Consider the following 24,073-nt stretch of genomic DNA (forward strand, 5'->3'; position numbering starts at 1 on the left):
AAGAATATATGTTCGCTTTTATTATATTCATAACTTTAACCGAATATACGTTCTTATTCAATGGAAGTTTTCATACAAATTTCTACTTTTTAATGTAATTTCCTCGAAAAATATAATCAAACCTAAAAATTGATAAAATAACAAAATATCCCTTAGTATCCATATAGTTTTTTTAAAATAGATAAATTCGTAGCTTGAATAATTTAAACCATGCCCAAATACTTAGTTTTATTAAATTTTTTTACCCATTTCAACAGACTTTCGTCCACATTAACTTTAGTCTTACTACTCATTTTTTGTAATGAAATTGTAACCAAAATTATGTCTAATTGTCATAATGGTATTGTAGGATAATATTGTTAAGAATAATAGATAGATAGATAGAGAGGAAATGAAAATTATGAAGAAATGGATCGCTTCAGCTGCTGTTGCATCTGCCATGATGCTAACCCCACTGCAAGCCTTTGCAAATATCGGAGATCAAACCCTCAGACCCGGAATGACACATAGCGATGTCAAACAACTACAACAACTTTTAAAAACCAAAGGTTATTTCACATATTCAGGTTCACTGACTACATATTACGGCACCTATTCTGTATCAGCAGTAAAAAAATTCCAGAAAGCTAAAGGATTAACTGCCGACGGAATTGCCGGCCGCGGCACATTTAATGCGCTTGGTGTTTATAAGGTCAATAATACCAGCTTGATCAGCTATGCAAAAACCTTAATCGGCAAACCCTACAAATGGGGCGGGACAACACCAACTGGATTTGACTGTTCAGGCTTCATCTATTATGTATTCCAGAAATCACAAGGAATTACCTTACCGCGTACAGCATCATTACTCTATTCCAATACTGGTTTAAAAGTATCTTCACCATCTAAGGGTGATCTTGTATTCTTTGATACTTCTTCTGGAAGAACAGGAGTATCACATGTTGGGATCTATATCGGAAATGGTCAATTCATTAGTTCTACGTCTTCAAAAGGAATAACCATCACTGATATGGATAACTCTTATTGGAAACCGAAATACCTAGGTGCAAAAACTTTATAAAATCCAGGACATGAGCTCTTTCTTGTGAGCGAATCCCCATAAAATAACCGGACAGAATTCATAAATGATTCAGTCCGGTTTTATTGATTTATTTTATATATAATATTTCATCCGTTAAATCTTCTACAGTCACCATGAATGATGAATCCAAGTTGGAGCGATTCATCATTTCAATATTATACACATGCTCAGAGGGTAAATGGACGACTTCGAGAACCATGAATCGCTGACTTTCCGCTTTGCTGACATGCTCGATGGCAGCAGTGACCACCCTTTGTTCTGCTAAGCTCTTTTCGTCCGTCAAAACAAGAATCAACACCGCTTCCGCTTTCCCAGGAAATGATTCCATGACCCCACCACGGTGCCATGGCTTTACTTTCATCCCGATCTCCAAGTCAGAATAATCGAGGTCTTTACCATGCTGATCTTGAATATCTGTATGGTTGGTCACCTTATAGTACGTCCCTTTAATCAAAATCTTTTTATCGTCAAGATCGGTAATGAAACCATCTTCCCCTTTATCAACAGCCTCATGCATGCTCCAATCAGAGGATTGACTGCTCCCCAGAATAAAGGAAACTAGTATATATATAAAAAGGTTTACTACCATCTTCATGAAAATCCCTCCTAAGAAATAGACGGATTTCCCGATGAAATGGTTACCAATTTATTCAAATAAATTCCTTTTTATTTTCGCACAAAAGGGGAATGTCATTAGACACTCCCCTTTTAGGCTAGACTTTCGTCTTTTTGCGCTATCGAAAGTCTAGCCTATTTTTTAAAAAATGCTTTTTTTCCTAAAGTTTCGGTGATCTTTGGAAACATGTTATACCATTTCCCAGCGAAATCCATCCAGCCAGGGAGATTGATTTCCCTCTTATTGGTCAGCATCACCGCTACGATTTTAGATGCGACATCCTCAGGCTTAAGCATGAATTTTTCAACATTCTTTAAATATGTTCCTGATTCATCCGCAATGTTAAAGAAATTCGTTTCTATAGGCCCAGGATTGACTGTGGTCACAAAAACATGATCTTCCATCAACTCAAGCCGAAGTGCGTTTGAATAGCCAAGAACTGCAAACTTGGTCGACGAATACAAAGTGGATTTAGGCGTGGCAATTTTACCGGCCTGTGAAGCGATATTGATGATATGACCTGATTTTCTCTGCTTCATATACGGAAGCACTAATTTTGTACAGGCCATCAATCCAATCACGTTGACAGCAAACATGGCCTTTGTTTCGTCTAATTCCGTATCCTGGGCTTCTTTAAACGTGCCGAAACCAGCATTGTTGACCAATACATCCACTTCACCTATTTGGGTATGGATGTCATTAAATACCCTATTCACCTGATCGGTGTCTGCAACATCAAGCTTATATGCATATGCATCAACCCCAAATTGGTTGATTAGCTCATTCTTTAGCTGTTGTAATTTATCCAGGCTTCTAGCCAAAAGAACGAGACGGCCTCCCTGCTTTGCCGCTTTGATTGCAACTTCCTTGCCAATTCCTCCGGAAGCTCCGGTAATAACAATTACTTTCCCTTGCAACTTATTCAAAAAAATGAGCCTCCTTAAGAACATTAAGCGATTGAATATAGAATGACTCCAGATTGGATTTCTGTTTCGACTTCACCCAAATCTTCTAAATAGTCCAGTTGACCGACTGTTTCCGAAAGTGTAAGACCGACTTCCTGTAGGTATACTTTCGGAAACAGTTGCTGACACACTTCAAAGACCGATAAAGGCTTATCTTGAAGCATGCTTTTCACCTGCATGGCCCGATTATGCTGCCGTTCGAATCTATATTGAATCAAGTCGGCAACCGCATCACCTGCAACTTCGGATCCATGTCCGGAGTACACGGTGGATATGGAGAATTCCAATAATTTCTGAAGTGATGCGTTATATTGTAGTAACGGACGAGGCCTCAAGCCGCCGGGAAGGAGCGGAGGTTCCATTAATGGGTTAGGTGAAATCTTAGCAAGTAAGTGATCACCTGCAATCATGACACCGTCACTTTCCCGGTAGAAGGATAAATGGCTTTGTGCATGCCCTGGAGTCTCGATCGTTTTCCAGCCTGGAAGGCCAGGAAGCTCATCCCCCTCAGCCAAGTATCCCTGCAACTTCCGTTCACTAAGGAACCTGATTTCATCGCGGTTATGGATCAGTTTACTTTTCAGCTCTTCTGCCACTCCAAACTTCGTGGCATAATCAAGGAAAAAACGATTATGGATTTCAAGGAATTCATCACTGATAGTCAGCCAGCGTTGATTATTTTTATGTCCATAAACCGGAATTTCCTTATCAAAGAAATCAAGAGCACCAGCATGATCAGGATGATGATGGGTCAAGATGATTTGTTCGATATCAGACAGTTTTAGACCCAAATCGCCAAGCCCCTGAATCAAAGCTTCCTTTGATCGTTTCGTTTTGACTCCAGTGTCAATTAACGTTAAAGCATCCCCTTTAACTACGTAAACATTTACATCACCCACTGCAAACGGCGTGGGCAAAGCAATTTTTGCAATATCTCCATTCCAATTCGCCATAATCATTTCCACCTTAGAAGTTATATTTATATAAATCTTTTTATACGTAAGACCGGATTCTTGGAGCACTTATCAAGAAAATGAATGTATAATTACCATTTTACATGTATTTTTAATTACTGTCATTATTTTCACATAATTCATGTCTATTTTTTGACGTCCATGCATATATTATCATTGACATAGTACTGATCTATCCTTCATAATCACAAGTAATTAAAGACGGCATGGCTTTGATTAAGGCCAAGTAAATTTATTGATGGCGTAAAGAGAGTGAAGCTCGGAATGTGCTGAAAGGCTTCACCGCCCCCTCATTATTGAACCTACCTTATGAGCCTTCAGGAAAACCTGACGTAATTCCCGCGTTAGAGGAATCAAGTGCAGCTTTTCTGTTTATTTGTTATGGAAAGGTTGAACAAAGGTGGTACCACGGAAGCTAGACCTTTCGTCCTTTATTGGATGAGGGGTCTTTTTATTTTTCAAAAAAGACCGTAAACAAAAGAAAAGGGAGCGAGAAATATGAAAAAAATCGCATTTATCGGAGCTGGATCGATGGCAGAAGCAATCATTTCGGGGCTGGTGACTCAACAGGTAATTGAACCAGCCAATATTTTTGTAACAAATAAATCAAATGATGACCGGTTTGATTATTTAAAGAAACAATATGGTGTAACCACAACAAGATCGCTTCAACGATTATTACAAGATGCAAACCTTGTCGTACTGGCTGTGAAACCGAAAGATATTTTAGAAACGATGCAATCAATAAAAGAATACATTCGCGAAGAAATGCTGTTCATATCTGTTGTGGCCGGTGTTCATACATCCAGCCTTGAAGGAATCGCCAACAAGGAGTTCTCCATCGTCCGTGCCATGCCTAATACATCAGCAACAGTAGGAAAATCAGCAACCGCCATTGCCGCTAATGGTCATACGAACGAATCGCAATTACAAACGGCCATTACCCTTTTTGAAACGGTTGGGACAGTGGCAATCGTAGAAGAAACTCAGCTCGATGCGGTAACGGGCTTATCAGGAAGCGGACCGGCTTATATTTATTACTTGGTGGAAGCATTGGAACAATCAGCTGAAACAATAGGCCTCGATTCCGAAACCGCGAAGCAACTAATTCTCCAGACGCTGTTGGGTGCAGCCGATATGTTACAAAAATCACCTAAAACACCTGCCGTGCTTAGGAAGGAAGTAACTTCACCAGGCGGAACGACGGAAGCCGGATTGAAGGCACTACAAGCACATCAAGTGCAGGAAGCATTCATTGCCTGTGTACAAGAAGCGACTGAACAATCGAAGCGAATGGGCAATCAAATAAGTAAAGAGCTTGCCAAGTATGTAGTTTCGCAGTAAATGAACATGATGATTTGGCTGTTGACTAGCACGCCGTATAGGCAGTGGCAAGGCAACAGCCTATTATGATTCGAACTGCTTATATAGGAATACAGGAGGCCTAATTTCTTCCGAAGTGAACGTTCACTTTATAATTAGCATATCATTTTCATCAAAACTCCAATCCTTCGAATACGCAACCTCCCAATAGTAACCATCGGGGTCTGAAAAGTATCCGCTGTATCCTCCCCAAAAAACATCTTCAGGAGATTTCTCGATCGTTCCTCCGGCCTTTTCTGCCTTGTTGATCACATCATCCACTTCATCACTTGATTTAGCGTTATACGCAAGGGTAATACCCGAAAATCCACTTTGCTTAGGCGGTTCTTTCTCATTGATGTCTTTAGCCAATTCCTCCAAAGGATATAAAGCAAGTTTCGTCCCCGTATTATTAAAAAAAACAATGGAGGGCTCGTCCTCTTTAATGGATGTATGAAATCCTAATCCATCCCGATAAAACCTTAAGGATTTATTCATATCCTTAACTCCTAAAGTTACAATGTTAATCCTGTTCATACTAGTCCTCCTTTTTTTGTTGTTCAAATGGTAATTCGACATCTAGTTCGAATTTCCTTTTCGCCTTAAATTGACCATAAGAAATACGCCTCCCACCTATTGAACTATAACAAGGAACGTCAAATGCCTCCAAGAAATTTCTTCATTGACCGTTTGCATGCAAATTACGTAGGAAATCCACTTTCTTTGCCGAATGAATACATGTTTTGTCATCTGTAAAGGAATTCCCTCTTCCTTATCGAATTCAACAACCAAAAGGGGGAATCTCGATGAATACAAGTGCAGTTGCCCGGTTACTGAATGTATCCCATAGTACGATTCAACGCTGGGTTACCCAATTGAACATGGAAGTAGAGCGGAATCAACTAGGCCACTACCAATTTTCAGATGATGACATTGCCTTATTGAGAAAAATCCAAGATCAGCTGAACGAGGGTATCATTCTCCAAAAGGTCAGTATATCAGAGAAAAAAATTAGGAAAGCCTCCATCCCGAAACACTCCGAAATGAATAAAGAGCATGAACAACTGATAGAGCGGGTCGTCAGGCTTGAAAATGGACTGAAAACAAAAGCGGATGATGTTGTATCCTATCAACTTTTACAGCATAGAAGTGAAATGGAAGAAATGCATAAACTCGTGAAAAAGCTCGAAGCTCGTATCGAAGCGTTAGAAACACCAACAGTCCAGCCATTTGATTATTTCCTCGCAGCTGAAGAAACTGCCGCCACTAAAAAAACGAAGAAAATACCATTCATAAAAATGATTTTTGGAAATAACAGAAAGAACGATACTTCTTCATGGAACACAGCCGACAGCGATTAATTCGATTCAAGGTCCGATCATAGCCATCTTTCCTATTCCAGGTTCTTCAAGGGATATACATTCGCTTCAAGAACACTACGGATTAATTGCCCCCAAAATAAAAGGCCCTGATCCAAGGTTAATCTTCCACTTGGGTCGGGCCTTTTCATCATTTAAATCAACACTGCACGGTCATTGAGCATTTTTTCACCTTTGATGCGTTGGAATTCGTTAAGCAGTTTTTCAACGGTAAGCTTCTGCTTTTCAGCACCTCTTGCTTCAAAAATGATTTGTCCTTTATCCATCATGATCAAGGAATTTCCAAGATCGATTGCCTGCTGCATATTGTGAGTCACCATCAACGTCGTTAACTTGTTCTTTTCGACGATTTCCTTCGTCAGTTTTGTAACAAGCTCTGCCCTGGAAGGATCGAGAGCGGCTGTATGTTCATCAAGAAGCAGGATTTTAGGATCGGTGAAGGTCGCCATCAACAATGATAATGCCTGACGCTCCCCTCCTGATAATAATCCGACTTTTGCCGTCATGCGGTTTTCCAATCCTAAATGCAAGGTACCCAAACTTTCTTTAAAAAGCTCTTTCCGTTTTTTTGTCACCCCGAAGCCTAACCCTCTTCTATTGGTTCTGCCATAGGCGATCGCCATATTTTCTTCAATTGTCATATGGGGTGCCGTACCAAGCATGGGATCCTGAAAAACGCGGCCAATCATTTTAGCACGAGCATGTTCCTCAATAGCCGACACGTTTTCCCCATCAATGATGACTTCACCGGCATCAGGGAGAATTTTGCCGGATATCATGTTCATCAGCGTCGATTTACCTGCTCCATTACTCCCAATGACTGTTACAAATTCACCTTTTGTCATATGCAATTCCAGGTTCCCTAAGGCTAGCTTTTCATCTGGTGTCCCTTCATTAAAGACCTTATAAATCTGATTTAACTGAAGCATATCCTTCTCCCCCCTTCGTTGAAGTCCCACCATGGCGCATCTGTATTTCTTTGAGACGCCTTTTCTTTCGGCTTTTTTCCTTTTGTTTATCGGTAATTTTCGGAATGACAAGTGCCCCGACCACAATAAGTGCCGTAATTAATTTAACATCACCCGTATCAAGGAATTCCACGCGTAGTGCCAATGTTACGACAATTCGGTAAATGATCGCTCCCCCAATGACCGCAAGTGTCGCACGTGCAATCGTTTTTGAGCCAAATAATGCTTCGCCAATTATGACGGATGCCAATCCGATGACGATGATTCCAATCCCCATGCCAATATCGCTAAACCCGTTATATTGGGCAACCAAGGATCCCGAGAAAGCCACAAGTGCATTTCCAATCGCAAGTCCCAGGATCTTCATGTTACCTGTATGGGCGGAAAAACTCTTGACCATTGCTTCATTATCACCCGTCGCACGTAAAGCAAGTCCGATTTCCGTTTTTAAAAAAGCTGACATTCCAGCTTGAATGATTAAAGCCACAATCAACATAATAATTAGTATGGCCCACGTTTTTGGCAAGCTATCACCGAGGCCCACGATCGATAAAAGACCATTCAACATATTGTCCAGGCCAGTGCCAGCCCAGGCATCCTGAATATTCGTGATAATGGTCGTTTGAGAAAGCAACGGAATGTTAGATGCACCCATAATCCTTAAATTGATGGAATAGAGGGCGATCATCATTAATATACCTGCCAGGAGTGGATTGATTTTCCCTTTCGTATGCAGGAATCCCGTTATTGTCCCAGCGATGAAACCTGCCACCATGGCACAAAATGTGGCCATGACTGGCGAGAAACCGTTAACGATCATAATGGCGGCCACAGAGGCCCCTGTCACAAAGCTACCTTCCACTGTCATATCCGGGAAGTCGAGAATCCTGAATGTTAAATAGACACCTAGTGCCATGATCGCATAAATCATTCCCGACTCAAAAGAGTTGAATAAAGCTGAGAACATTTTTTTTCTTCCTTCCCCGAACAAAAGCAGAGTTTATTTTACAAACTCAGCATCTGCTTTCCATTCTTCTTTTATTTCAACACCCATATCTTTTGCTGCCTTTTCATTGATGACCAATTTCAGTTTTTGTGGATATTGAACTGCGATATCTCCAGGCTTTTTGCCATCCTTCAAGATTTCAACCGCTTTTTGCCCCGCTTCATAACCAATATCATAGTAACTAAAGCCATATGCTGCAAAACCACCAGCTTTCACGGAATCAAGCTCACCGACAAACAATGGGATATCTTTATCATTTGCCACCGAAATGACCGATTCTAATGCGGATACAACGGTATTATCCGTAATGATATAGAAAGCATCGGCTTTTCCGATTAATGATTCCGTTGCCTGTTTAACCTCGGCTGAAGTGGAGACGGATGCTTCCACGACTTTCAATCCCGCTTTTTTCGCTTCCGCTTTCACGTTTTTTATTTGGACGACGGAATTTTGCTCCCCTGTATTATAAACGGTTCCAATTGTCTTGGCGCCAAGTTCTTCTGCTAGGAATTTCATGGATTTGGCAATGGCTTCAGGATGTGAATCCGTCGTACCCGTCACATTTCCGCCTGGCTTATCCAAAGATGTAACAAGCTCCGCCGCTACAGGATCGGTAACCGATGTAAAAACGATTGGTATATCCTTTGTCGCATTCAAAGCGCTTAGAGCACTAGGAGTAGAATTGGCAAAGATTAGATCCACTTTATCCCCAACAAAGTTATTGGCGATCGTTTGACTATTATTTTGATCACCCTGTGCAACTTGAAGGTCATACTTGGCATCAATGTCACTGTCCTTCAATGCAGCCTGGAATCCTTCATAAGCCTGATCCAGCGAATCATGCTGAACGATTTGTGTTACCCCAATGTTGAAGGTATCCTTTTCGCTTTCATCCTTCGCCGTATCTTTTTCCTTGTCATTTCCACACCCAGCCAATAGTAACCCTGCAACCAATGTCATCGCTGCAGTCGAATATAATTTCTTTTTCATATTTTCCCCCCGCTTTTCTCTTATTTTTGATAGGTCTTTTTAACGACACCAACTTTTTGGTTTTATGTCCTAAATTATAATCGTTTAGTCCCAATTATTCCAATATATTTTTTTACTTTTTAGAATTTTTCGAGTTCTTTTATGAAAAACATCAAAAAAGCTGCTGTGAAAGGAATGTTAACTTTTCACAGCAGCTTAATGAAATATCAGTGTTCGACTACTTGGGTAACAATTTCGGTAACCGTCGCACGATCGATTTTTTCTTTGCCTTCTTTTAATGCCTTCAATGTTGCTTTTGCCAACTCCAAGGGAATTTTACAGAATTGGATGATCTCTTTCGTTTCGATCTGTTCAATATACGCATCAGCTAAAACAAGATTATGTTCCGTATGGGCAAGCATTTCATCGAAACCCCATCCATCCGGATAAAAGTTTACACCGCGTTCTGCATCTTCCACACGGTTACGCAGGATATTGACCGTTTGGAGTCCACGGCCAAATGCGATGGCAAGTTCACGGTCCGTTTCCGTTCCATCGTACCAGTTCCAAATATCAGACAGCATGACTCCAACCAAACCCGCAACATAATAAGTGTAATCATCGAGTTCTTCTTCATTATGAATTTGCCAGTCCTTCGTAACCCATTTTGCCATGCCATCGGCCATTTCCCTCGTGGACTCCAATACTTTCGCTTTTGCACCAGGAGGACAATATTGAATCCAGTCCGATAGAAGCAGGGTCACTTCCGGCAAATCTTCCTTATATGGTTCAAATAACGATTGAAATTCACCTTCACTAAAATCAGTTAAAAGCAGCTCACTAAGAGCCTGTAACAGGGAAACCTTGGTATTGGCAGGAATACCAGGGTGATCCTCGATCTCATCGATAGCGCGCATACAAAGGTATGCTGCCCCAATGGCCTCCTGTAATCCCTTTGGAAGGTAGCTGATTGGAATGAAAAAAGTCCTGCTTGTTTTTAAGAGAAAATCCATTGCTTTATTATGTAGGTTACTTTGGTCAGTCATAGGTTACACTCCTTTAAATATCCAATGAACAATTGATTCATTATATCAAACATTCGCTTTGATTTCAGCTTCCTATTCCTCTGCATATAAAGGAACTCTTATCGCCATTAAATCTTCTGCCATGATTGTGTTTGCGAAGATCGCTTTACTTTCCTCTTTTAACCTCTCAGAATCCTCGACAGTATACCGTGAGCTGATATGTGTAAGGATTAGATGCTTAGCTCCCGCTTTCAAAGCCGTTTCAGCAGCCTGAAGGGTGGTCGAATGATAATAGGCAGATGCCATTTCAGCTTCTGCTGCTGAAAATGTAGCTTCATGAACAAGATAATCTGCAGATTCAGCAAGGATGAGTGCATTACTGCAAACTCTTGTATCACCAAGAATCGTAATGATCCGACCTTTTTGAGGAGCACCAAGATAATCTTTCCCGTTTAAGACACGGCCATCATCGAGGCTTACATTTTGTCCATTTTTCAATGCTTTAAAAAGCGGACCCGGTTTCACACCTTCAGACAGTAGCCGGTCGACCAACAGGCTTCCTGGACGTTCTTTCTCCACAATCCGGTAGCCGACACTGTAAATGCCATGATCAAGCGACATGGCCGTAACTGTGAATTGTTCGTCCTCGAACACGATGCCTTCCTCTATTTCGATGATTTCCAATGGATATTTTAAATGCGTGCCACTCACCTGTAAGCTTGTATTAATATAAGCATCAATGCCTTTTGGACCATATACGGTCAGTTTATCCACTCCACCCTGAAAGGATCTGCTGCTTAATAAACCAGGAAGTCCGAAGATGTGATCACCATGTAAATGGGTGATGAAAATCTTTTCTATCTTCCGAGGTTTGACTGCCGTTTTTAAAATTTGATGCTGTGTTGCTTCACCACAATCGAATAACCAAACCGTCCCTCGTTCTTCCAATAATTGAAGTGCGATTGACGTCACATTACGCGCTTTAGCCGGAACCCCAGCCCCTGTACCCAATAAAACAAAATCCACTCATCCTACCTCCGTTGCAAATACGTTATAACTTAACTATAGCATAACCAAGGGTGTTCTTTCATATATGACTCATTAAAACAGGATCCACTTTATACTTTTCATGAAAAATGAGAAAAAATACGCAAATTGTTTGCTTTGAGGGAAAGCTAACCGTAAAATTAGAAGTTGGTACACATACGGGAATTCCAACTTTAGAGACAGAATTAACGGAAAGTTGAGGTTTTAACATGACAGATAACAATAAACCCACAGCATTGATCATGATTTTTGGTGCGACTGGAGATTTAGCGAAAAGGAAATTGTTTCCTTCCATATATCGACTATTTCAAAAAGAGAAAATCAATAAATTCGCCGTTGTTGGCGTAGCGAGGAGACCTTTGACGAACGAGGAGTTTCAAAAAAGTGTCAAAGACTCCATACTTACGTTCGGACATGCGGAAGAAAAGGTCGACGAATTCATTTCTCATTTCCATTATCACTCCCATGACGTATCGAGCTCAGAATCATACCTGCAATTAAAAGACATTGCAGAAAAATTAGATGGACAATATCAATTAGAAGGAAACCGGATCTTCTATTTGGCGATGGCACCTGAGTTTTTCGGAACGATTGCCGAACAGATAAAAGCTCAAGGCCTGACTGATACGAATGGTTATAAGCGCCTTGTCATAGAAAAGCCATTTGGACACAGTTTCGAAACAGCTCAAAAATTGAATGAACAGATCCGAACTGCTTTCGCCGAAGATGAAATCTACCGAATCGATCATTATTTAGGTAAAGAAATGGTTCAAAATATTGAAGTCATACGTTTTTCAAATGCCCTATTCGAGCCGCTATGGAACAACAGATACATATCAAACATCCAGGTTACCTCAAGCGAAACACTTGGCGTTGAAGAGCGTGGGCGCTATTATGAAACCAGCGGTGCCCTTAGGGATATGGTCCAAAACCATCTATTGCAAATGGTTGCCTTGCTTGCCATGGAGCCTCCAATCGCGTTGACAACGGAGGAGATCCGTAGCGAAAAAGTGCGGGCATTGCGTTCACTGCGACCAATGAAAGTGGACGAAGTCAATCAATACTTCGTCCGTGGCCAATATGGTGAAGGAACAATAGATGGTCAAACTCTTCCGGCATACCGCAATGAACATAACGTGAATCTGGAATCCAACACTGAAACCTATGTAGCGGGTAAATTGATGATTGATAACTTCCGTTGGGCAGGTGTACCTTTTTATATCCGGACTGGTAAAAGAATGGATGTCAAATCTACCAATATCGTTGTCCAATTCAAAGATATCCCAATGAATCTGTATTATAAAACGGAAGAAACTTTGAACCCGAATCTTCTCGTTATCCATATCCAACCTGACGAAGGTATCACACTTTACTTAAATGTCAAGAAATCCGGGACGACATCCAATACTAAGCCCATGAAGCTGACCGTCTCCAACAAAGGAATCGAACACATCAATTCTCCGGAGGCATATGAAAAGCTATTGTTTGACAGTATGCGCGGAGATGCTACAAACTTCACCCACTGGGACGAGGTTGCCCTCTCATGGAAGTTTGTCGACACCATTTCCAATGCATGGGAAAACACTAAAGAAGAGTCTTTCCCTAACTATGATGCAGGATCCACAGGTCCACTTGCATCCGATGAACTTTTGGCAGAAGATGGACATATTTGGTGGCAAATCAAGAAAAACGAAAATAGTGATGATTGATTAAACAAAGAAGGGATGCAGATTTGAATCTGCATCCCTTCTTCATTCATGAAACACTCTTCCTGACTAATTTCCTCCGGATAAAATGAAACATTTCCTTGGCCTTGGACATGACTCCATCCGTTTCTGAATTTAGCCAAAATGAAACACCACATTCTAAGGCAATAAAAAATAAAAAAATGGCTACAGCCAACCAGATGATGAACATAAGTCATCCGCTCCTTCTCTCCTATCTGCCTACTGTATTCTACGGTCCGTTCATCTCTTTCAACGTTCATATTCCTTTTTCCGCAGGTGTTTAAACCTAAATGCCATGGATGAATGACATACATCATACTACGTTTTCCATATAAAAGGAAAATGAATTGGCACTATTTACAACTAGTTCATTTTCACCATTTTTAACCTTTTGATCACCTCATGGAAAAAGAATGGTAAGGCCTGGCTGAGGTTACACTAGAAAAGGTGCTGGTGACGGCACCACTAACTTCGATGTGGAGGGATTAAACGATGGACATTCGTGAAGGATTAATTCCAACAGCGTTGGGCACAGCCGTGACAGCTGCGGGTTATGCAATGAAGCAGACCCGGGGCTCAAACAAAATGGTAGCTAATACGGTTTTTGGTTTCGGTTTGGCACATGTTGTATTAGGGGTCATTGACCTCGTAGAGCATCGGAGATAGTAAAAAAGAGGGCGCATTGGACCACCCTCTCAGTTTGTAGACAAAAGGGTTTCGGAATGTTCTCATTCCGAAACCCTTTTGATTTTTTATTGAATTTGAAGCAGTTATAGAGAATAGTTGATTATATTTCCAAAAATCGGTATTGCTATACTATATAGTCCTTACTCAACTGAGTAGCTCCACAGTAAATCCACCTGGGCTTAAACATAGAATGTCCATCGATGAGCCATTTTGGGCAGTTTCACATCAAATCCTTCATCCTTCAAAAAAATAGATTCAGAAATCAATAAATGGAATGAAGTTCCCTGCAGCTTTAGATTGATGTTAAGACTTCGGTTATTGATCGTAATTTACTGTTAAGGCTGCCCTTATAAGCAAAACGGGCACTTATCCTTATTTAGGAAATGCGCCCGTTTGCTGAGAGAATGAATAAACTTATATTAACTTATATGTGGAATCATTTAACCTAGAGTTTCCAAAGACTACGTTCTCTCCTCCCAAAGCTTCATTGGATCTTTTTGTCCTTCATTTAATGGCATTTGTATCATCGAAAGTGAACGTTCTGCTTTTGTTTTTTGTAAATCCTCATATATAATTTTAGATTTCCCTAATCCCACTTCAACCGCATTCTCAACTGAAGCACAATAAAAAACCTTTTCGATTCCAGCAAGGTACATTGCCGTTAGACACATCGGACAAGGCTCCCCACTTGCATACATTGTATAGCCTGATAGATCATTCGTCTGTAATTGCTCTTGCGCGCGCCGGATAGCCAGTAATTCCGCATGTCCACTAACATCATAAGTTTTGTGCAGCTCATTAACACCTTCAGCTACAACATCGTTATTCTTCACAAGTACTGCACCAAAAGGTTGTCCACCCTCACGAACATTTTCTACCGCCAGTTCTACTGCTCGTTCCATGAATTTATCCATTTTCAAACCTCAATTACTGATTAAAATAAATACTGTTAATGTAATTATAAGACATAAACATGGCCTTTCTGAATAGTTGTTCACCTAAACACCGGTGTTCTTAACAAATGGCTTATCAACATCACGATGCAACTTGTTCAGTCTTCTTCTTAGAAACACTATAATTCTTTGTGACCATGCTTACAACGGTCATAACTATTACATTTATAGTAAGTGCTATTATCCCTACATTTATATCCTTCACCCACTGAGGAAATAAAGGAAACAGGGTTGCAATAGTGGTTTTTGAAAGCGTAATGTATGCTACCGTTGCTTCCCCCATGATGATTCCCGCAAATGCCCCTTGCTTTGTCACGAAATTATTCCTCATTAAGCTAAATATCATAGCTGGAAACAACTGTGTTACCAAACTAGACCCCATTAATAATAAAGCCACAATCGTACCACTTTTAAACGTAAAACATAAGGAAACAAGAGCAATGACAGGTACTAAATACTTAGCTAAACTTACAATTTGCTTATCGGTAGCAGAAGGCACAAATACACCGTATACATTTTTGGCCAACAAGGTAGCAGCAGACATTAAAAGCATCGAACCCGGCACTAAGGCTGTGAGCACTCCTGCAGCACCAATCATGGGAAGGATAGATATTATTCGTACTGAAAAAAGTTATCACCTCCAACGAAACTTCAAAAACTACACCCATTGATTTAGTACGTAATTAACCATGTTGTTTAAAATCCATAATTTAATAAAATAGCTCCCTCTCATTATTTTACAAATTTTGTTATATAACTATAATATCTCGAGAGATATACATACATGGGTAGAAGCTTTCTTTAAAGGATTTTTTAAAAAATAATTTTCCATACCATGGATAGACTTAGAACTTTTCTCATTATAAGAAATATTAAGATGATTCACTTTAAAAATATTTACTTGTATTTAAATTATCTTTACTATATTGGAATCCTTTCCTTCCAAGTACTGCAAAACCACTTCTACTTTATTTCAAAAAATCTCCCCATAAAAAATACACCTCCAATTGCTAGACTTTTGTCTAACAATTAGGGTGCAGTTCACTTTTAAGCCGGCTTGCTTTTTATTTTTCCATCCATTCGGTATGGAATGTTCCTTCTTTATCAATGCGTTGATACGTATGGGCTCCAAAATAATCACGTTGAGCTTGAATTAGGTTAGCTGGCAGTGTTTCTGTACGATAGCTGTCGAAATAAGCAAGTGCTGATGACAAGCAAGGAACCGGAATTCCGTTCATCACTGCTGTTGATATCACCTCACGTAAAGCTCCTTGGTAGCTTTCAACGATCCCTTGGAAATAAGGATCAAGAAGCAAGTTATTCAAGTTCGCTTCACGATCGTACGCTTCCTTAATTTTTTGTAGGAATTGTGCACGAATGATACAGCCGCCACGGAAAATCATTGCGATTTCACCATATTGCAAGTTCCAGTCACTTTCTTCGGATGCTGCCTTCATTTGTGCAAAGCCTTGTGCATAGGAACAGATCTTGCTCATATAAAGTGCTTTACGGATACTTTCAATCAAAGCCTTTTTATCTCCAGTAAATGATTCGGCTTTTGGACCGCGAAGGATTTTACTCGCTTCAACACGCTCGTCCTTGATTGCTGAAATAAAGCGTGCAAATACGGATTCCGTAATGATTGGAAGTGGAACACCAAGATCAAGCGCACTTTGGCTTGTCCATTTTCCTGTTCCTTTTTGGCCAGCTTTATCTAAGATGACATCGACCATTGGCTTGCCGGTTTCTTCATCATATTTTTTGAAAATATCAGCAGTAATTTCAATTAGATAGCTATCAAGTTCCCCATTATTCCATTCCGTAAAGACTTCATGGAATTCTTCAGCAGATAGTCCAAGAAGATTTTTTAGAAGGAAATAAGATTCGGAAATTAACTGCATGTCACCGTATTCAATACCATTATGTACCATTTTCACATAATGACCTGCTCCATCCGGTCCGATATATGTACAGCAAGCATCACCATCGACTTTAGCTGAAATATCCTTCAAGATCGGTGCAACAAGTTCATATGCTTCTTTTTGGCCTCCAGGCATGATGGACGGACCCGTTAGAGCTCCTTCTTCCCCACCTGAGACGCCTGTACCGATGAAATGGATGCCCAACTGGCTTAACTCCTCATTGCGGCGCTGAGTGTCCTTGAAGAACGTATTCCCTCCATCAATAACGATATCTCCTTTTTCAAGCAACGGTTTTAATTGCTCGATTGTTGCATCTGTTGCAGCACCGGCTTTAACCATCAATAAAATTTTGCGTGGTGTTTCCAGAGAATTGACGAATTCTTCAAGCGTATAAGTGGCATTTACGTTTTTGCCATCCGCTTCCTTCATCATTTCGTCTGTTTTTGCCCCAGAGCGATTATAGACGGAAATGGAATATCCTCTGCTTTCAATATTAAATGCAAGATTCTTACCCATTACGGCTAGTCCGATAACACCAATCTGTTGTTTTGTCATGATCATCTTTCCCTTCTCCATATCTTTACACAGCTATTCTTTGTCAAAAGAAGGATCGTTTCTCCTAGATTGCTCAAAGAAATCTTTACTGAAGCTAGTGTCTGTTCCAATCGAACGGTTCTTCAAGGGTAATCCCTTTTTAATAATATTTTCTCCGTACTTATTTTGCAAGTGTTCCATCGCTTCATACAGCGGTTCTTTTTCTGCATCCTCTTGAAAGGAGAAAATATCCAGTTGTTTGAAGGCCGAATCTTTCTCGATGACATCATAGGCAGTGACACCAAGAAGCCTGATTCCATCGCCATTCCAATTTTTCATGAAAAGATCGGTAGCTCCATCCAAAATATCCTTTTTTTCAAAAACTGGATTTGGAACCGTCCTGCTTCTTGTAATTGTGCGGCGGTCTTTGTAACGGATCGTCACACCTATTTTTTGGCCAAGCAGCCGCTTATTTTTCAATCTGACAGCAACCTTCTCTGAAAGCTTTTCCAATACACCGATCAGTTCTTTTTGATTGGTGGAGTCATGTGGAAGAGTTGTCGAGTTCCCAATGCTTTTATGGTCAAAAATCGATTCTGGATCTACAACCCTGGGGTCAATTCCATTCGCCCTATCTTTCAAGCGGATGCCATTGATCCCAAGTAATTGTTTCAGCTGGCTCTCATGTGCTTCTGCAAGGTCCCTGATCGTCATTATGCCGATTGTATGAAGTTTTTCCGAAGTCTTATCGCCGATGCCATGCATTTCAGCCACTCGTAAAGGCCAGAGCTTCTCATAAATATCTCTTTTCCTTAATACGGTGATTCCCATTGGCTTTTTCATATCAGAAGCAGTTTTGGCCAAAAATTTATTAGGGGCGATCCCTATGCTGCAAGGGAGATCCATCGTATTAAAAATTCTTTCCTGAATGCTTTTGGCTATTTCTAAAGGTGAACCCAATTCGGCGCATTCACTGATATCCAGATACCCTTCATCAATTGAAACGGGTTCAACCATCTCTGTGTATTGCCTCAAAACATCAAAAATTGCCAGTGATGCCTTTCGATAACGCTCGAAATTCGGTTTCTGAATGACTAATTGAGGACATAGTTTTTTCGCCTGCCAAATCGGCATGGTCGTTTTAACCCCGAACTTCCTTGCCTCATAGCTGCAAGTGACAATGATACCTCTTCGCTCTTCTACATTCCCTGCAATGGCAAGCGGTTTACCTTTCAATGAAGCATCATACGACATTTCCACTGAAGCATAGAAACTATTCATATCTACATGGAGAATGACCCTGCCATTTTTGGGATACATGTCCTTCATGCGTGAGCGTCACATCCTTGTAAAAATAAAAACCGCCGGATAATAGGACCCAAAAAATATTAGATCCCCACTTATCTTTGGTAACCACCGTAAAGAAGCTTCTACTCCAAGAAAAACAGCCATCATGTCATTGATGACTGTACATATATTCCTGCAATACTTTAACGCCTTCTAGAGATACGAGTTTTTGCGGATCAATGATAGTAATCAAACGGCTGCCCACATGGCAACCCCTGCCTATATCCAGTTTTTTTGTTTGTCTAATAAGTCCATCCGTTAAATCAAGTATTTCACGGGCTTGTACAACAAGTCACAGCGAGAAGGTTAATTATTCCCCGGATACTTCCTTAATGATGCTGACAACCATTTCAGCAAGCTTCGTTAATTCTTCAACTGGAATTCTTTCATTCGTAGTATGGATATCTTCATAGCCAACTGCAAGATTGACAGTAGGAATTCCAAAACCGGCAATGACATTCGCATCGCTACCGCCTCCGCTTTTAACCAACTCGCATGGACGACCGATTTTCTCCGCAGCCTTTCTTGCAACTTCGACAACATGATCACCAGCTCCATATTTAAACCCAGGATACATGACGGTAACTTCAACTTCAGCACGTCCACCCATTTCAATAGCTGCAGTCTCGAATGCTTCTTTCATTTTCGCTACCTGTATTTCCATTTTTTCAGGAATTAAGGATCTTGCTTCAGCCAGGATTTCAACATGGTCACAAACAATATTGGTTTGCTGTCCGCCCTGGAAACGTCCGATGTTGGCTGTCGTTTCTTCGTCGATTCGGCCTAACGGCATTCTTGAGATGGCTTTGGCAGCAATCGTAATCGCCGAAACTCCTTTTTCAGGAGCAACACCAGCATGAGCCGTCTTGCCTAAAATTGTCGCAGAAACTTTCGCCTGAGTAGGTGCAGCAACCACCACATTGCCCACTTTTCCATCACTGTCAAGTGCAAAACCGAATTTAGCCGTTACAAGGGAGCGGTCCAGTGCTTTTGCCCCAACCAATCCAGATTCTTCACCAACTGTTATGATAAATTCGATTGTCCCATGTTCGATATTCTGTTCTTCCAACACTTTAAGCGTCTCTAACATGACCGCTAATCCAGCTTTGTCATCCGCCCCTAAAATAGTTGTTCCGTCCGACACTATGTATCCATCTTTGATGGAAGGCTTGATTCCATTACCAGGGACAACCGTGTCCATGTGGGAGGTGAAATAAATGGTATCTACGCCTTCTTTCGTTCCTTTCAAAGTACATATTAAATTGCCTGCACCATGACCGGTAACTGCTGTTGTATCATCTTCAAAAACCTCTACACCTAGTGCCTTGAATTTTTCTTTAAGCACTTTGGCGATGGCAGCTTCATTTTTCGTTTCGGAATCGATCTGTACCAATTCCATAAATTCACTAACTAAACGTTCTTCATTAATCATAAAATAAAACCTCCAAAAAAGTTTTCCTCTTTAATTATACTGCTAAAAGCGGCGCTCCGGCAAATAATGTGAAACTGAAGAGCCCCCCGTTAAATAGAATGACGGCTATTCGCCTTCCAAACATTCGTTTAAAAATGGTGAACTAATGCCTAAGATTTCCTTCAAGAATGATAATTCCCCGTATAGCAAAGAGCCCCAAACAATTGTTTTGGGCTCCAGCAATCAAATCACAACGGAATATTGCCGTGCTTTTTCCATGGACGCTTTTCTTTTTTGTTGCGAAGCATTTCCAGAGATTGAATGATCTTAATCCTAGTTTCACGAGGATCAATGACATCATCCACCATACCAAGACTTGCAGCTACATACGGATTAGCGAACTTCTCACGGTATTCTTCAATTTTAGCTTCACGAGTCGCTTCCGGGTCTTCACTATTTTGAATTTCACGGGCAAAAATGATATTTGCCGCCCCCGCTGAACCCATTACCGCGATTTCGGCATTTGGCCATGCAAACGTAAGATCAGCACCGATAGATTTACTATTAAGCGCCACGTAAGCACCTCCGTAGGCTTTACGAAGAATGATCGTCAATTTTGGCACTGTTGCTTCGGAATAAGCATATAGCAGCTTTGCCCCGTGGCGGATAATCCCGCCATGCTCTTGCTTGACGCCTGGAAAGAACCCTGAAACATCTTCAAATGTAATTAACGGAATGTTAAACGAGTCACAGAAACGAATAAAACGGGCAGCCTTATCGGATGAATCAATATCCAGTCCCCCTGCCAATACTTTTGGCTGATTACAGACAAGTCCAACTGATTTCCCTTTGATCCGCGCTAATCCTACCACTATATTTTTCGCAAAGCCCTCTTGGACCTCCATGAATGAATCCTCATCGACAATTTGCTCCAATACTTTCCGAACATCATATGGCCGGATCCCTTCATAAGGGACAACATCCGTCAAGTCCGGACGATAGTCATCTCCATCGTCCGCTTCCAGAACCGGCGGCTTCTCTTCATTATTTTGCGGCAGATAGCTCAGAAGACGCCTGACGTCTGCCAATACTTGTTCTTCAGATGCTCCCTTGAAATGTGCATTACCGCTAATAGTATTATGTACAGTGGCTCCACCCAATCCTTCAGATGAAATCTTTTCTCCTGTAACCGTTTCAATGACTTTCGGTCCTGTGATGAACATTTGACTTGTTTTTTCAACCATGAAGACAAAGTCCGTTATGGCTGGGGAATATACGGCTCCACCAGCACAAGGTCCCATGATAACGGATATTTGAGGGATGACCCCTGAATATATGGAGTTCCGATAAAATATTTGACCATAACCGTCTAGAGAAACCACACCTTCTTGAATACGTGCTCCACCAGAATCGTTCAATCCTATGAAGGGGGCTCCGTTTTCCGCTGCCAAATCCATAACATTGGCAATTTTCAGAGCATGCATTTCCCCTAGAGCTCCGCCAAATACAGTAAAGTCCTGTGAAAAGAGATAAATGTCGCGGCCGTTTACTTTTCCATAACCAGTGACAACCCCTTCTCCCGGTCCTTCTTCCTTTTCCATGCCAAAATTGGTGTTACGGTGCTTGATAAAAGGATTCAGTTCAATGAAAGTTCCCGGATCAACCAAGAGTTCGATTCTTTCCCTTGCCGTAAGTTTCCCTTTTTCATGCTGCTTATCGATTCTTTCTTCACCGCCGCCCATTTCCACTTTACGGCGTCTGTCATATAAGTCATTGATCGTTTCATATATGTCTGTCATTTCTGCTCCTCCTTTGATTCAGCTCGTTCACAAAGCTCATATAAAACACCCGCAGTAGACTTGGGATGAACGAAAGCAACATCAGCATGATGCGCTCCCTTTCTCGATGAATCATCAATCATGCGTATTCCGGATTCTTTAATTTCTTTAATTCGATCTTCGATATCATCGACGCCAAGTGCAACATGATGGATGCCCTCCCCGCGTTTTTCAATGAATTTAGCGATCGGGCTCTCCGGTGATAACGCTTCCAATAACTCCAAACGGGTATTGCCTGCCAAGATGAAGGCCACTTTTACTCCTTGGCTCTCCACTGTCTCAATTCCCTCGAGTTCCAACTTCAGCGTTTCCGTATAAAGTGGCAAGGTTTCATCTAGTGACTTGACGGCAATACCGATATGATCAATATTTTTTATCATCTTTTAAACCCCCATGTTATGTATGCTTGAATGATTCTATTAAAATACTTCTATTCTTGCATGAAAGCCTTTAAGATTCGAAATAATATGAACATTATACTTTTACTTGTTTCTCCTAAATGTTCAAGTTAAAATGAAATCAATTAATCTGTTTGAGGGAGAGAGCATATGGGAAATAAAAAAATAAGAAAAATCGTTGTGTATTTAATGCTTATCTCAATGTTATTAACGACCCTATTATCAGGTATCGCATTTCTTTTGTAATAGATATCACAATGGGGAGGGGAGCTAAAAGCTTCCCTCTTTTTATTTTATCGCTCCGTTTTTCTTTGCCAAGGTCTTAAAATCCTCTTTCGATATGGTGATTAACACCTTTGTACCGATAGGGACTTCTTCGTACAATCGCTCTACATCGGATTTATGCATCCGTACACAGCCATTTGAAATGAATTTCCCCACTGACCACGGCTGATTCGTTCCATGTATTCCATAAATCCTGCCATCGGTATTTCGTGCGTCAAATCCAATCCACCTCGATCCCAAAGGGTTCCTGGGATCGCCGCCCGGAATATTCTTTTTTCGATAATAGGGATTGACCGCTTTGACCTTGACCGTAAAAATCCCTTCTGGTGTCAATTCCTGACTCTTTCCCGTACCGACAGGCAAAATCTCCTTGACCTCGTTATCATCAATGAAAGCCAATTTATTGTTGGCTTTATTGATGATGATAAAAGGATCGCCAGGCTTAACCGAATGAGGTTGAGCTTGTACGTGTAGAGGCAACAAAGATAGCATAAGCATTAAAGTAAGGATCCATTTCATTCGCATCCATTCCTTTACTTTTTTGCTTAGTTTAAGCCAAGTGCCTCTTTTTCATTCGATTATTGACTTGCTTAGGCAATCCTTTGAAGGAATGCTTTAACAATAAATAGCGTTCCATTTCCTTCATGAGCTGCAGTAATGCGGCCCTTGATTCAAACTCTTCCCGTGTATGCGGAAGTGCCATTCCCCTAAAAAACAGCTCCATTTTTTCAAGCTTTTTCAGATAAAGAATGGCCGTATTTTGAGGATGGACGTTTTCTGCCAGATCTTCTATAAAATCAGCCAATATCCCGCTTTGCTTGACGACCAACGGAATATTTGTGACTAGAGGAAGAATTCGCTCAATTATTTCAAATTGCTTTTCACGCATTTTGAAATAATGGTAATACAGGTCTTCTTCCCTTAAAAAATGATTTTCCACGTCCCTGAAAGCAAGGCTTTTGGCTTGATTAAGAAGATTGGCCGTTTCAGTTATTTCCTTTCCATCCCATGTGTGATCGTTATCCCTTAAATAGCGGACAATCCCCATCAAGATCACACTAAAGTTAGTTTCGATACTTTCCTGATAGGCAAGCAATTTTTTATCAACGCTGGGCATGTACAGATTCATCACAAGCGCCACTCCAACCCCAACGGCAATTAATATCGTTTCATTGAGCAGCAGAGCGAAAGTGATGTGACCCGCCCCATATAGATGCAAGATGATTACACTGCTTGTTACGATCCCCTCATTAATCTTCAAGGCAACTGTCGTCGGAATGAAAATCAAGAGGATCAACCCTATTATCAGCGGATGGAACGCGATGAACTGAAACAATAGGGATGCATAGGCCATTGCGATCAAACAAGCTAAAAACCGGTGCCAGGAGGCATACACCGACTTCTTTTTTGTAACTTGAATGCATAAAATCGTAATGATTCCCGCAGCCGAAAAATATTCCAGGTTAAGCATTTGTGCAATAATAATTGCCAAGGTAGCCCCCAAAGCAGTTTTAATCGTTCTGTATCCGATTTTAAACATTGTTATGTATCACCTGGCTCTTTCACTATCTATTATAAT

24 protein-coding genes and 1 pseudogene are annotated in these 24,073 nt (G+C 40.9%); 6 read left to right on the top strand and 19 right to left on the bottom strand.

Annotated elements, in window-relative coordinates; translation table 11 throughout:
- Positions 1–400 precede the first annotated feature (400 nt).
- Complete coding sequence (locus tag ACFWE9_RS00905; RefSeq protein ID WP_230156855.1) at positions 401–1,060, top strand: C40 family peptidase; 660 nt, start codon at positions 401–403, stop codon at positions 1,058–1,060.
- Positions 1,061–1,148: 88 nt separating this feature from the next.
- Here the strand turns inward: ACFWE9_RS00905 and ACFWE9_RS00910 are convergent, their stop codons facing one another.
- The 3 genes from ACFWE9_RS00910 to ACFWE9_RS00920 all read right to left on the bottom strand — a co-directional run bounded on the left by ACFWE9_RS00910 (position 1,149) and on the right by ACFWE9_RS00920 (position 3,615).
- Positions 1,149–1,676, bottom strand: coding sequence for a YobA family protein (locus tag ACFWE9_RS00910; RefSeq protein ID WP_230156853.1), 528 nt, complete (start codon positions 1,674–1,676; stop codon positions 1,149–1,151).
- A 155-nt stretch (positions 1,677–1,831) separates the two neighbouring features.
- Positions 1,832–2,623, bottom strand: a complete 792-nt coding sequence (locus tag ACFWE9_RS00915; protein ID WP_230156851.1) for an SDR family NAD(P)-dependent oxidoreductase — start codon at positions 2,621–2,623, stop codon at positions 1,832–1,834.
- 23 nt (positions 2,624–2,646) lie between these two features.
- Positions 2,647–3,615, bottom strand: coding sequence for an MBL fold metallo-hydrolase (locus ACFWE9_RS00920; protein WP_230156850.1), 969 nt, complete (start codon positions 3,613–3,615; stop codon positions 2,647–2,649).
- 519 nt (positions 3,616–4,134) lie between these two features.
- On the opposite strand from ACFWE9_RS00920, the gene proC reads away from it, so the two are divergent.
- Entirely contained in the window at positions 4,135–4,980 is an 846-nt protein-coding gene (gene proC, locus ACFWE9_RS00925) for a pyrroline-5-carboxylate reductase (RefSeq protein ID WP_230156849.1), read from the top strand.
- A 123-nt stretch (positions 4,981–5,103) separates the two neighbouring features.
- Here the strand turns inward: proC and ACFWE9_RS00930 are convergent, their stop codons facing one another.
- Positions 5,104–5,535, bottom strand: a complete 432-nt coding sequence (locus ACFWE9_RS00930; RefSeq protein WP_230156848.1) for a VOC family protein — start codon at positions 5,533–5,535, stop codon at positions 5,104–5,106.
- 269 nt (positions 5,536–5,804) lie between these two features.
- Between ACFWE9_RS00930 and ACFWE9_RS00935 the strand changes: the two genes are divergently transcribed.
- Positions 5,805–6,359 carry a MerR family transcriptional regulator gene (locus ACFWE9_RS00935; RefSeq protein ID WP_230156847.1) on the top strand — a complete coding sequence of 185 codons (555 nt, stop codon included), beginning with the start codon at positions 5,805–5,807 and terminating at the stop codon, positions 6,357–6,359.
- Positions 6,360–6,511: 152 nt separating this feature from the next.
- Here ACFWE9_RS00935 and ACFWE9_RS00940 read toward each other — a convergent pair whose 3' ends face one another.
- From ACFWE9_RS00940 to rnz, 5 genes are all read right to left on the bottom strand, one after another.
- A complete protein-coding gene (locus ACFWE9_RS00940) occupies positions 6,512–7,306 on the bottom strand; it encodes an ABC transporter ATP-binding protein (RefSeq protein WP_230156846.1) in 795 nt (264 codons plus the stop codon).
- Complete coding sequence (locus ACFWE9_RS00945) at positions 7,281–8,312, bottom strand: ABC transporter permease (protein WP_230156845.1); 1,032 nt, start codon at positions 8,310–8,312, stop codon at positions 7,281–7,283. Before ACFWE9_RS00945 ends, ACFWE9_RS00940 begins: the two co-directional genes overlap by 26 nt.
- A gap of 33 nt (positions 8,313–8,345) precedes the next feature.
- Positions 8,346–9,341, bottom strand: coding sequence for an ABC transporter substrate-binding protein (locus ACFWE9_RS00950; protein WP_230156844.1), 996 nt, complete (start codon positions 9,339–9,341; stop codon positions 8,346–8,348).
- 206 nt (positions 9,342–9,547) lie between these two features.
- Positions 9,548–10,366, bottom strand: a complete 819-nt coding sequence (locus ACFWE9_RS00955) for a squalene/phytoene synthase family protein (RefSeq protein ID WP_230156843.1) — start codon at positions 10,364–10,366, stop codon at positions 9,548–9,550.
- Positions 10,367–10,438: 72 nt separating this feature from the next.
- The gene (gene rnz / locus ACFWE9_RS00960; protein ID WP_230156842.1) at positions 10,439–11,371 is read right to left on the bottom strand and encodes a ribonuclease Z; all 933 of its coding nucleotides are present in this window, start codon (positions 11,369–11,371) and stop codon (positions 10,439–10,441) included.
- A 230-nt stretch (positions 11,372–11,601) separates the two neighbouring features.
- Here rnz and zwf point away from each other — a divergent pair, with 230 nt between their 5' ends.
- Positions 11,602–13,101 (top strand): glucose-6-phosphate dehydrogenase, encoded by a 1,500-nt coding sequence (gene zwf, locus ACFWE9_RS00965; protein ID WP_230156841.1) that lies wholly within the window; start codon positions 11,602–11,604, stop codon positions 13,099–13,101.
- Between the two features lie 46 nt (positions 13,102–13,147).
- Here the strand turns inward: zwf and ACFWE9_RS00970 are convergent, their stop codons facing one another.
- Positions 13,148–13,309, bottom strand: coding sequence for a hypothetical protein (locus ACFWE9_RS00970; RefSeq protein WP_230156840.1), 162 nt, complete (start codon positions 13,307–13,309; stop codon positions 13,148–13,150).
- A 302-nt stretch (positions 13,310–13,611) separates the two neighbouring features.
- On the opposite strand from ACFWE9_RS00970, the gene ACFWE9_RS00975 reads away from it, so the two are divergent.
- Positions 13,612–13,785, top strand: a complete 174-nt coding sequence (locus tag ACFWE9_RS00975; RefSeq protein WP_034308217.1) for a hypothetical protein — start codon at positions 13,612–13,614, stop codon at positions 13,783–13,785.
- Positions 13,786–14,267: 482 nt separating this feature from the next.
- Here ACFWE9_RS00975 and ACFWE9_RS00980 read toward each other — a convergent pair whose 3' ends face one another.
- From ACFWE9_RS00980 to mce, 7 genes and pseudogenes are all read right to left on the bottom strand, one after another.
- Entirely contained in the window at positions 14,268–14,720 is a 453-nt protein-coding gene (locus ACFWE9_RS00980) for a nucleoside deaminase (RefSeq protein WP_230156838.1), read from the bottom strand.
- 121 nt (positions 14,721–14,841) lie between these two features.
- Positions 14,842–15,366: pseudogene (locus ACFWE9_RS00985) on the bottom strand (sodium:solute symporter family protein); the annotation flags it as partial.
- A 457-nt stretch (positions 15,367–15,823) separates the two neighbouring features.
- The gene (gene gndA / locus ACFWE9_RS00990) at positions 15,824–17,236 is read right to left on the bottom strand and encodes an NADP-dependent phosphogluconate dehydrogenase (RefSeq protein WP_230157091.1); all 1,413 of its coding nucleotides are present in this window, start codon (positions 17,234–17,236) and stop codon (positions 15,824–15,826) included.
- Positions 17,237–17,269: 33 nt separating this feature from the next.
- A complete protein-coding gene (locus ACFWE9_RS00995) occupies positions 17,270–18,544 on the bottom strand; it encodes a DNA polymerase IV (RefSeq protein WP_230156837.1) in 1,275 nt (424 codons plus the stop codon).
- Positions 18,545–18,872: 328 nt separating this feature from the next.
- Complete coding sequence (locus ACFWE9_RS01000) at positions 18,873–19,994, bottom strand: tripeptidase T (RefSeq protein ID WP_230156836.1); 1,122 nt, start codon at positions 19,992–19,994, stop codon at positions 18,873–18,875.
- Between the two features lie 227 nt (positions 19,995–20,221).
- Entirely contained in the window at positions 20,222–21,772 is a 1,551-nt protein-coding gene (locus tag ACFWE9_RS01005; protein ID WP_230156835.1) for an acyl-CoA carboxylase subunit beta, read from the bottom strand.
- Complete coding sequence (gene mce, locus ACFWE9_RS01010; protein ID WP_230156834.1) at positions 21,769–22,191, bottom strand: methylmalonyl-CoA epimerase; 423 nt, start codon at positions 22,189–22,191, stop codon at positions 21,769–21,771. Before mce ends, ACFWE9_RS01005 begins: the two co-directional genes overlap by 4 nt.
- Before the next feature lie 168 nt (positions 22,192–22,359).
- On the opposite strand from mce, the gene prli42 reads away from it, so the two are divergent.
- Entirely contained in the window at positions 22,360–22,455 is a 96-nt protein-coding gene (prli42, locus tag ACFWE9_RS01015) for a stressosome-associated protein Prli42 (RefSeq protein ID WP_155727341.1), read from the top strand.
- Positions 22,456–22,497: 42 nt separating this feature from the next.
- Here the strand turns inward: prli42 and ACFWE9_RS01020 are convergent, their stop codons facing one another.
- Complete coding sequence (locus ACFWE9_RS01020) at positions 22,498–23,013, bottom strand: L,D-transpeptidase (protein WP_230156833.1); 516 nt, start codon at positions 23,011–23,013, stop codon at positions 22,498–22,500.
- Positions 23,014–23,044: 31 nt separating this feature from the next.
- Positions 23,045–24,034 (bottom strand): aromatic acid exporter family protein, encoded by a 990-nt coding sequence (locus ACFWE9_RS01025; protein ID WP_230156832.1) that lies wholly within the window; start codon positions 24,032–24,034, stop codon positions 23,045–23,047.
- Between the last annotated feature and the right edge of the window lie 39 nt (positions 24,035–24,073).

Source organism: Peribacillus sp. NPDC060253, assembly GCF_042727425.1.
In the GTDB taxonomy this organism is placed as follows: domain Bacteria; phylum Bacillota; class Bacilli; order Bacillales; family DSM-1321; genus Peribacillus.

Excerpts from the sequence above, each read along its gene's own strand:
- ACFWE9_RS00905 (WP_230156855.1), top strand. The coding sequence starts at position 401 with ATGAAGAAATGGATCGCTTCAGCTGCTGTTGCATCTGCCATGATGCTA.
- ACFWE9_RS00910 (WP_230156853.1), bottom strand. The coding sequence starts at position 1,676 with ATGAAGATGGTAGTAAACCTTTTTATATATATACTAGTTTCCTTTATT.
- ACFWE9_RS00920 (WP_230156850.1), bottom strand. The coding sequence starts at position 3,615 with ATGGCGAATTGGAATGGAGATATTGCAAAAATTGCTTTGCCCACGCCG.
- proC (WP_230156849.1), top strand. The coding sequence starts at position 4,135 with ATGAAAAAAATCGCATTTATCGGAGCTGGATCGATGGCAGAAGCAATC.
- ACFWE9_RS00930 (WP_230156848.1), bottom strand. The coding sequence starts at position 5,535 with ATGAACAGGATTAACATTGTAACTTTAGGAGTTAAGGATATGAATAAA.
- ACFWE9_RS00935 (WP_230156847.1), top strand. The coding sequence starts at position 5,805 with ATGAATACAAGTGCAGTTGCCCGGTTACTGAATGTATCCCATAGTACG.
- ACFWE9_RS00940 (WP_230156846.1), bottom strand. The coding sequence starts at position 7,306 with ATGCTTCAGTTAAATCAGATTTATAAGGTCTTTAATGAAGGGACACCA.
- ACFWE9_RS00945 (WP_230156845.1), bottom strand. The coding sequence starts at position 8,312 with ATGTTCTCAGCTTTATTCAACTCTTTTGAGTCGGGAATGATTTATGCG.
- ACFWE9_RS00950 (WP_230156844.1), bottom strand. The coding sequence starts at position 9,341 with ATGAAAAAGAAATTATATTCGACTGCAGCGATGACATTGGTTGCAGGG.
- ACFWE9_RS00955 (WP_230156843.1), bottom strand. The coding sequence starts at position 10,366 with ATGACTGACCAAAGTAACCTACATAATAAAGCAATGGATTTTCTCTTA.
- zwf (WP_230156841.1), top strand. The coding sequence starts at position 11,602 with ATGACAGATAACAATAAACCCACAGCATTGATCATGATTTTTGGTGCG.
- ACFWE9_RS00970 (WP_230156840.1), bottom strand. The coding sequence starts at position 13,309 with ATGTTCATCATCTGGTTGGCTGTAGCCATTTTTTTATTTTTTATTGCC.
- ACFWE9_RS00975 (WP_034308217.1), top strand. The coding sequence starts at position 13,612 with ATGGACATTCGTGAAGGATTAATTCCAACAGCGTTGGGCACAGCCGTG.
- ACFWE9_RS00980 (WP_230156838.1), bottom strand. The coding sequence starts at position 14,720 with ATGGATAAATTCATGGAACGAGCAGTAGAACTGGCGGTAGAAAATGTT.
- gndA (WP_230157091.1), bottom strand. The coding sequence starts at position 17,236 with ATGACAAAACAACAGATTGGTGTTATCGGACTAGCCGTAATGGGTAAG.
- ACFWE9_RS00995 (WP_230156837.1), bottom strand. The coding sequence starts at position 18,544 with ATGAAGGACATGTATCCCAAAAATGGCAGGGTCATTCTCCATGTAGAT.
- ACFWE9_RS01000 (WP_230156836.1), bottom strand. The coding sequence starts at position 19,994 with ATGATTAATGAAGAACGTTTAGTTAGTGAATTTATGGAATTGGTACAG.
- ACFWE9_RS01005 (WP_230156835.1), bottom strand. The coding sequence starts at position 21,772 with ATGACAGACATATATGAAACGATCAATGACTTATATGACAGACGCCGT.
- mce (WP_230156834.1), bottom strand. The coding sequence starts at position 22,191 with ATGATAAAAAATATTGATCATATCGGTATTGCCGTCAAGTCACTAGAT.
- prli42 (WP_155727341.1), top strand. The coding sequence starts at position 22,360 with ATGGGAAATAAAAAAATAAGAAAAATCGTTGTGTATTTAATGCTTATC.
- ACFWE9_RS01020 (WP_230156833.1), bottom strand. The coding sequence starts at position 23,013 with ATGAAATGGATCCTTACTTTAATGCTTATGCTATCTTTGTTGCCTCTA.
- ACFWE9_RS01025 (WP_230156832.1), bottom strand. The coding sequence starts at position 24,034 with ATGTTTAAAATCGGATACAGAACGATTAAAACTGCTTTGGGGGCTACC.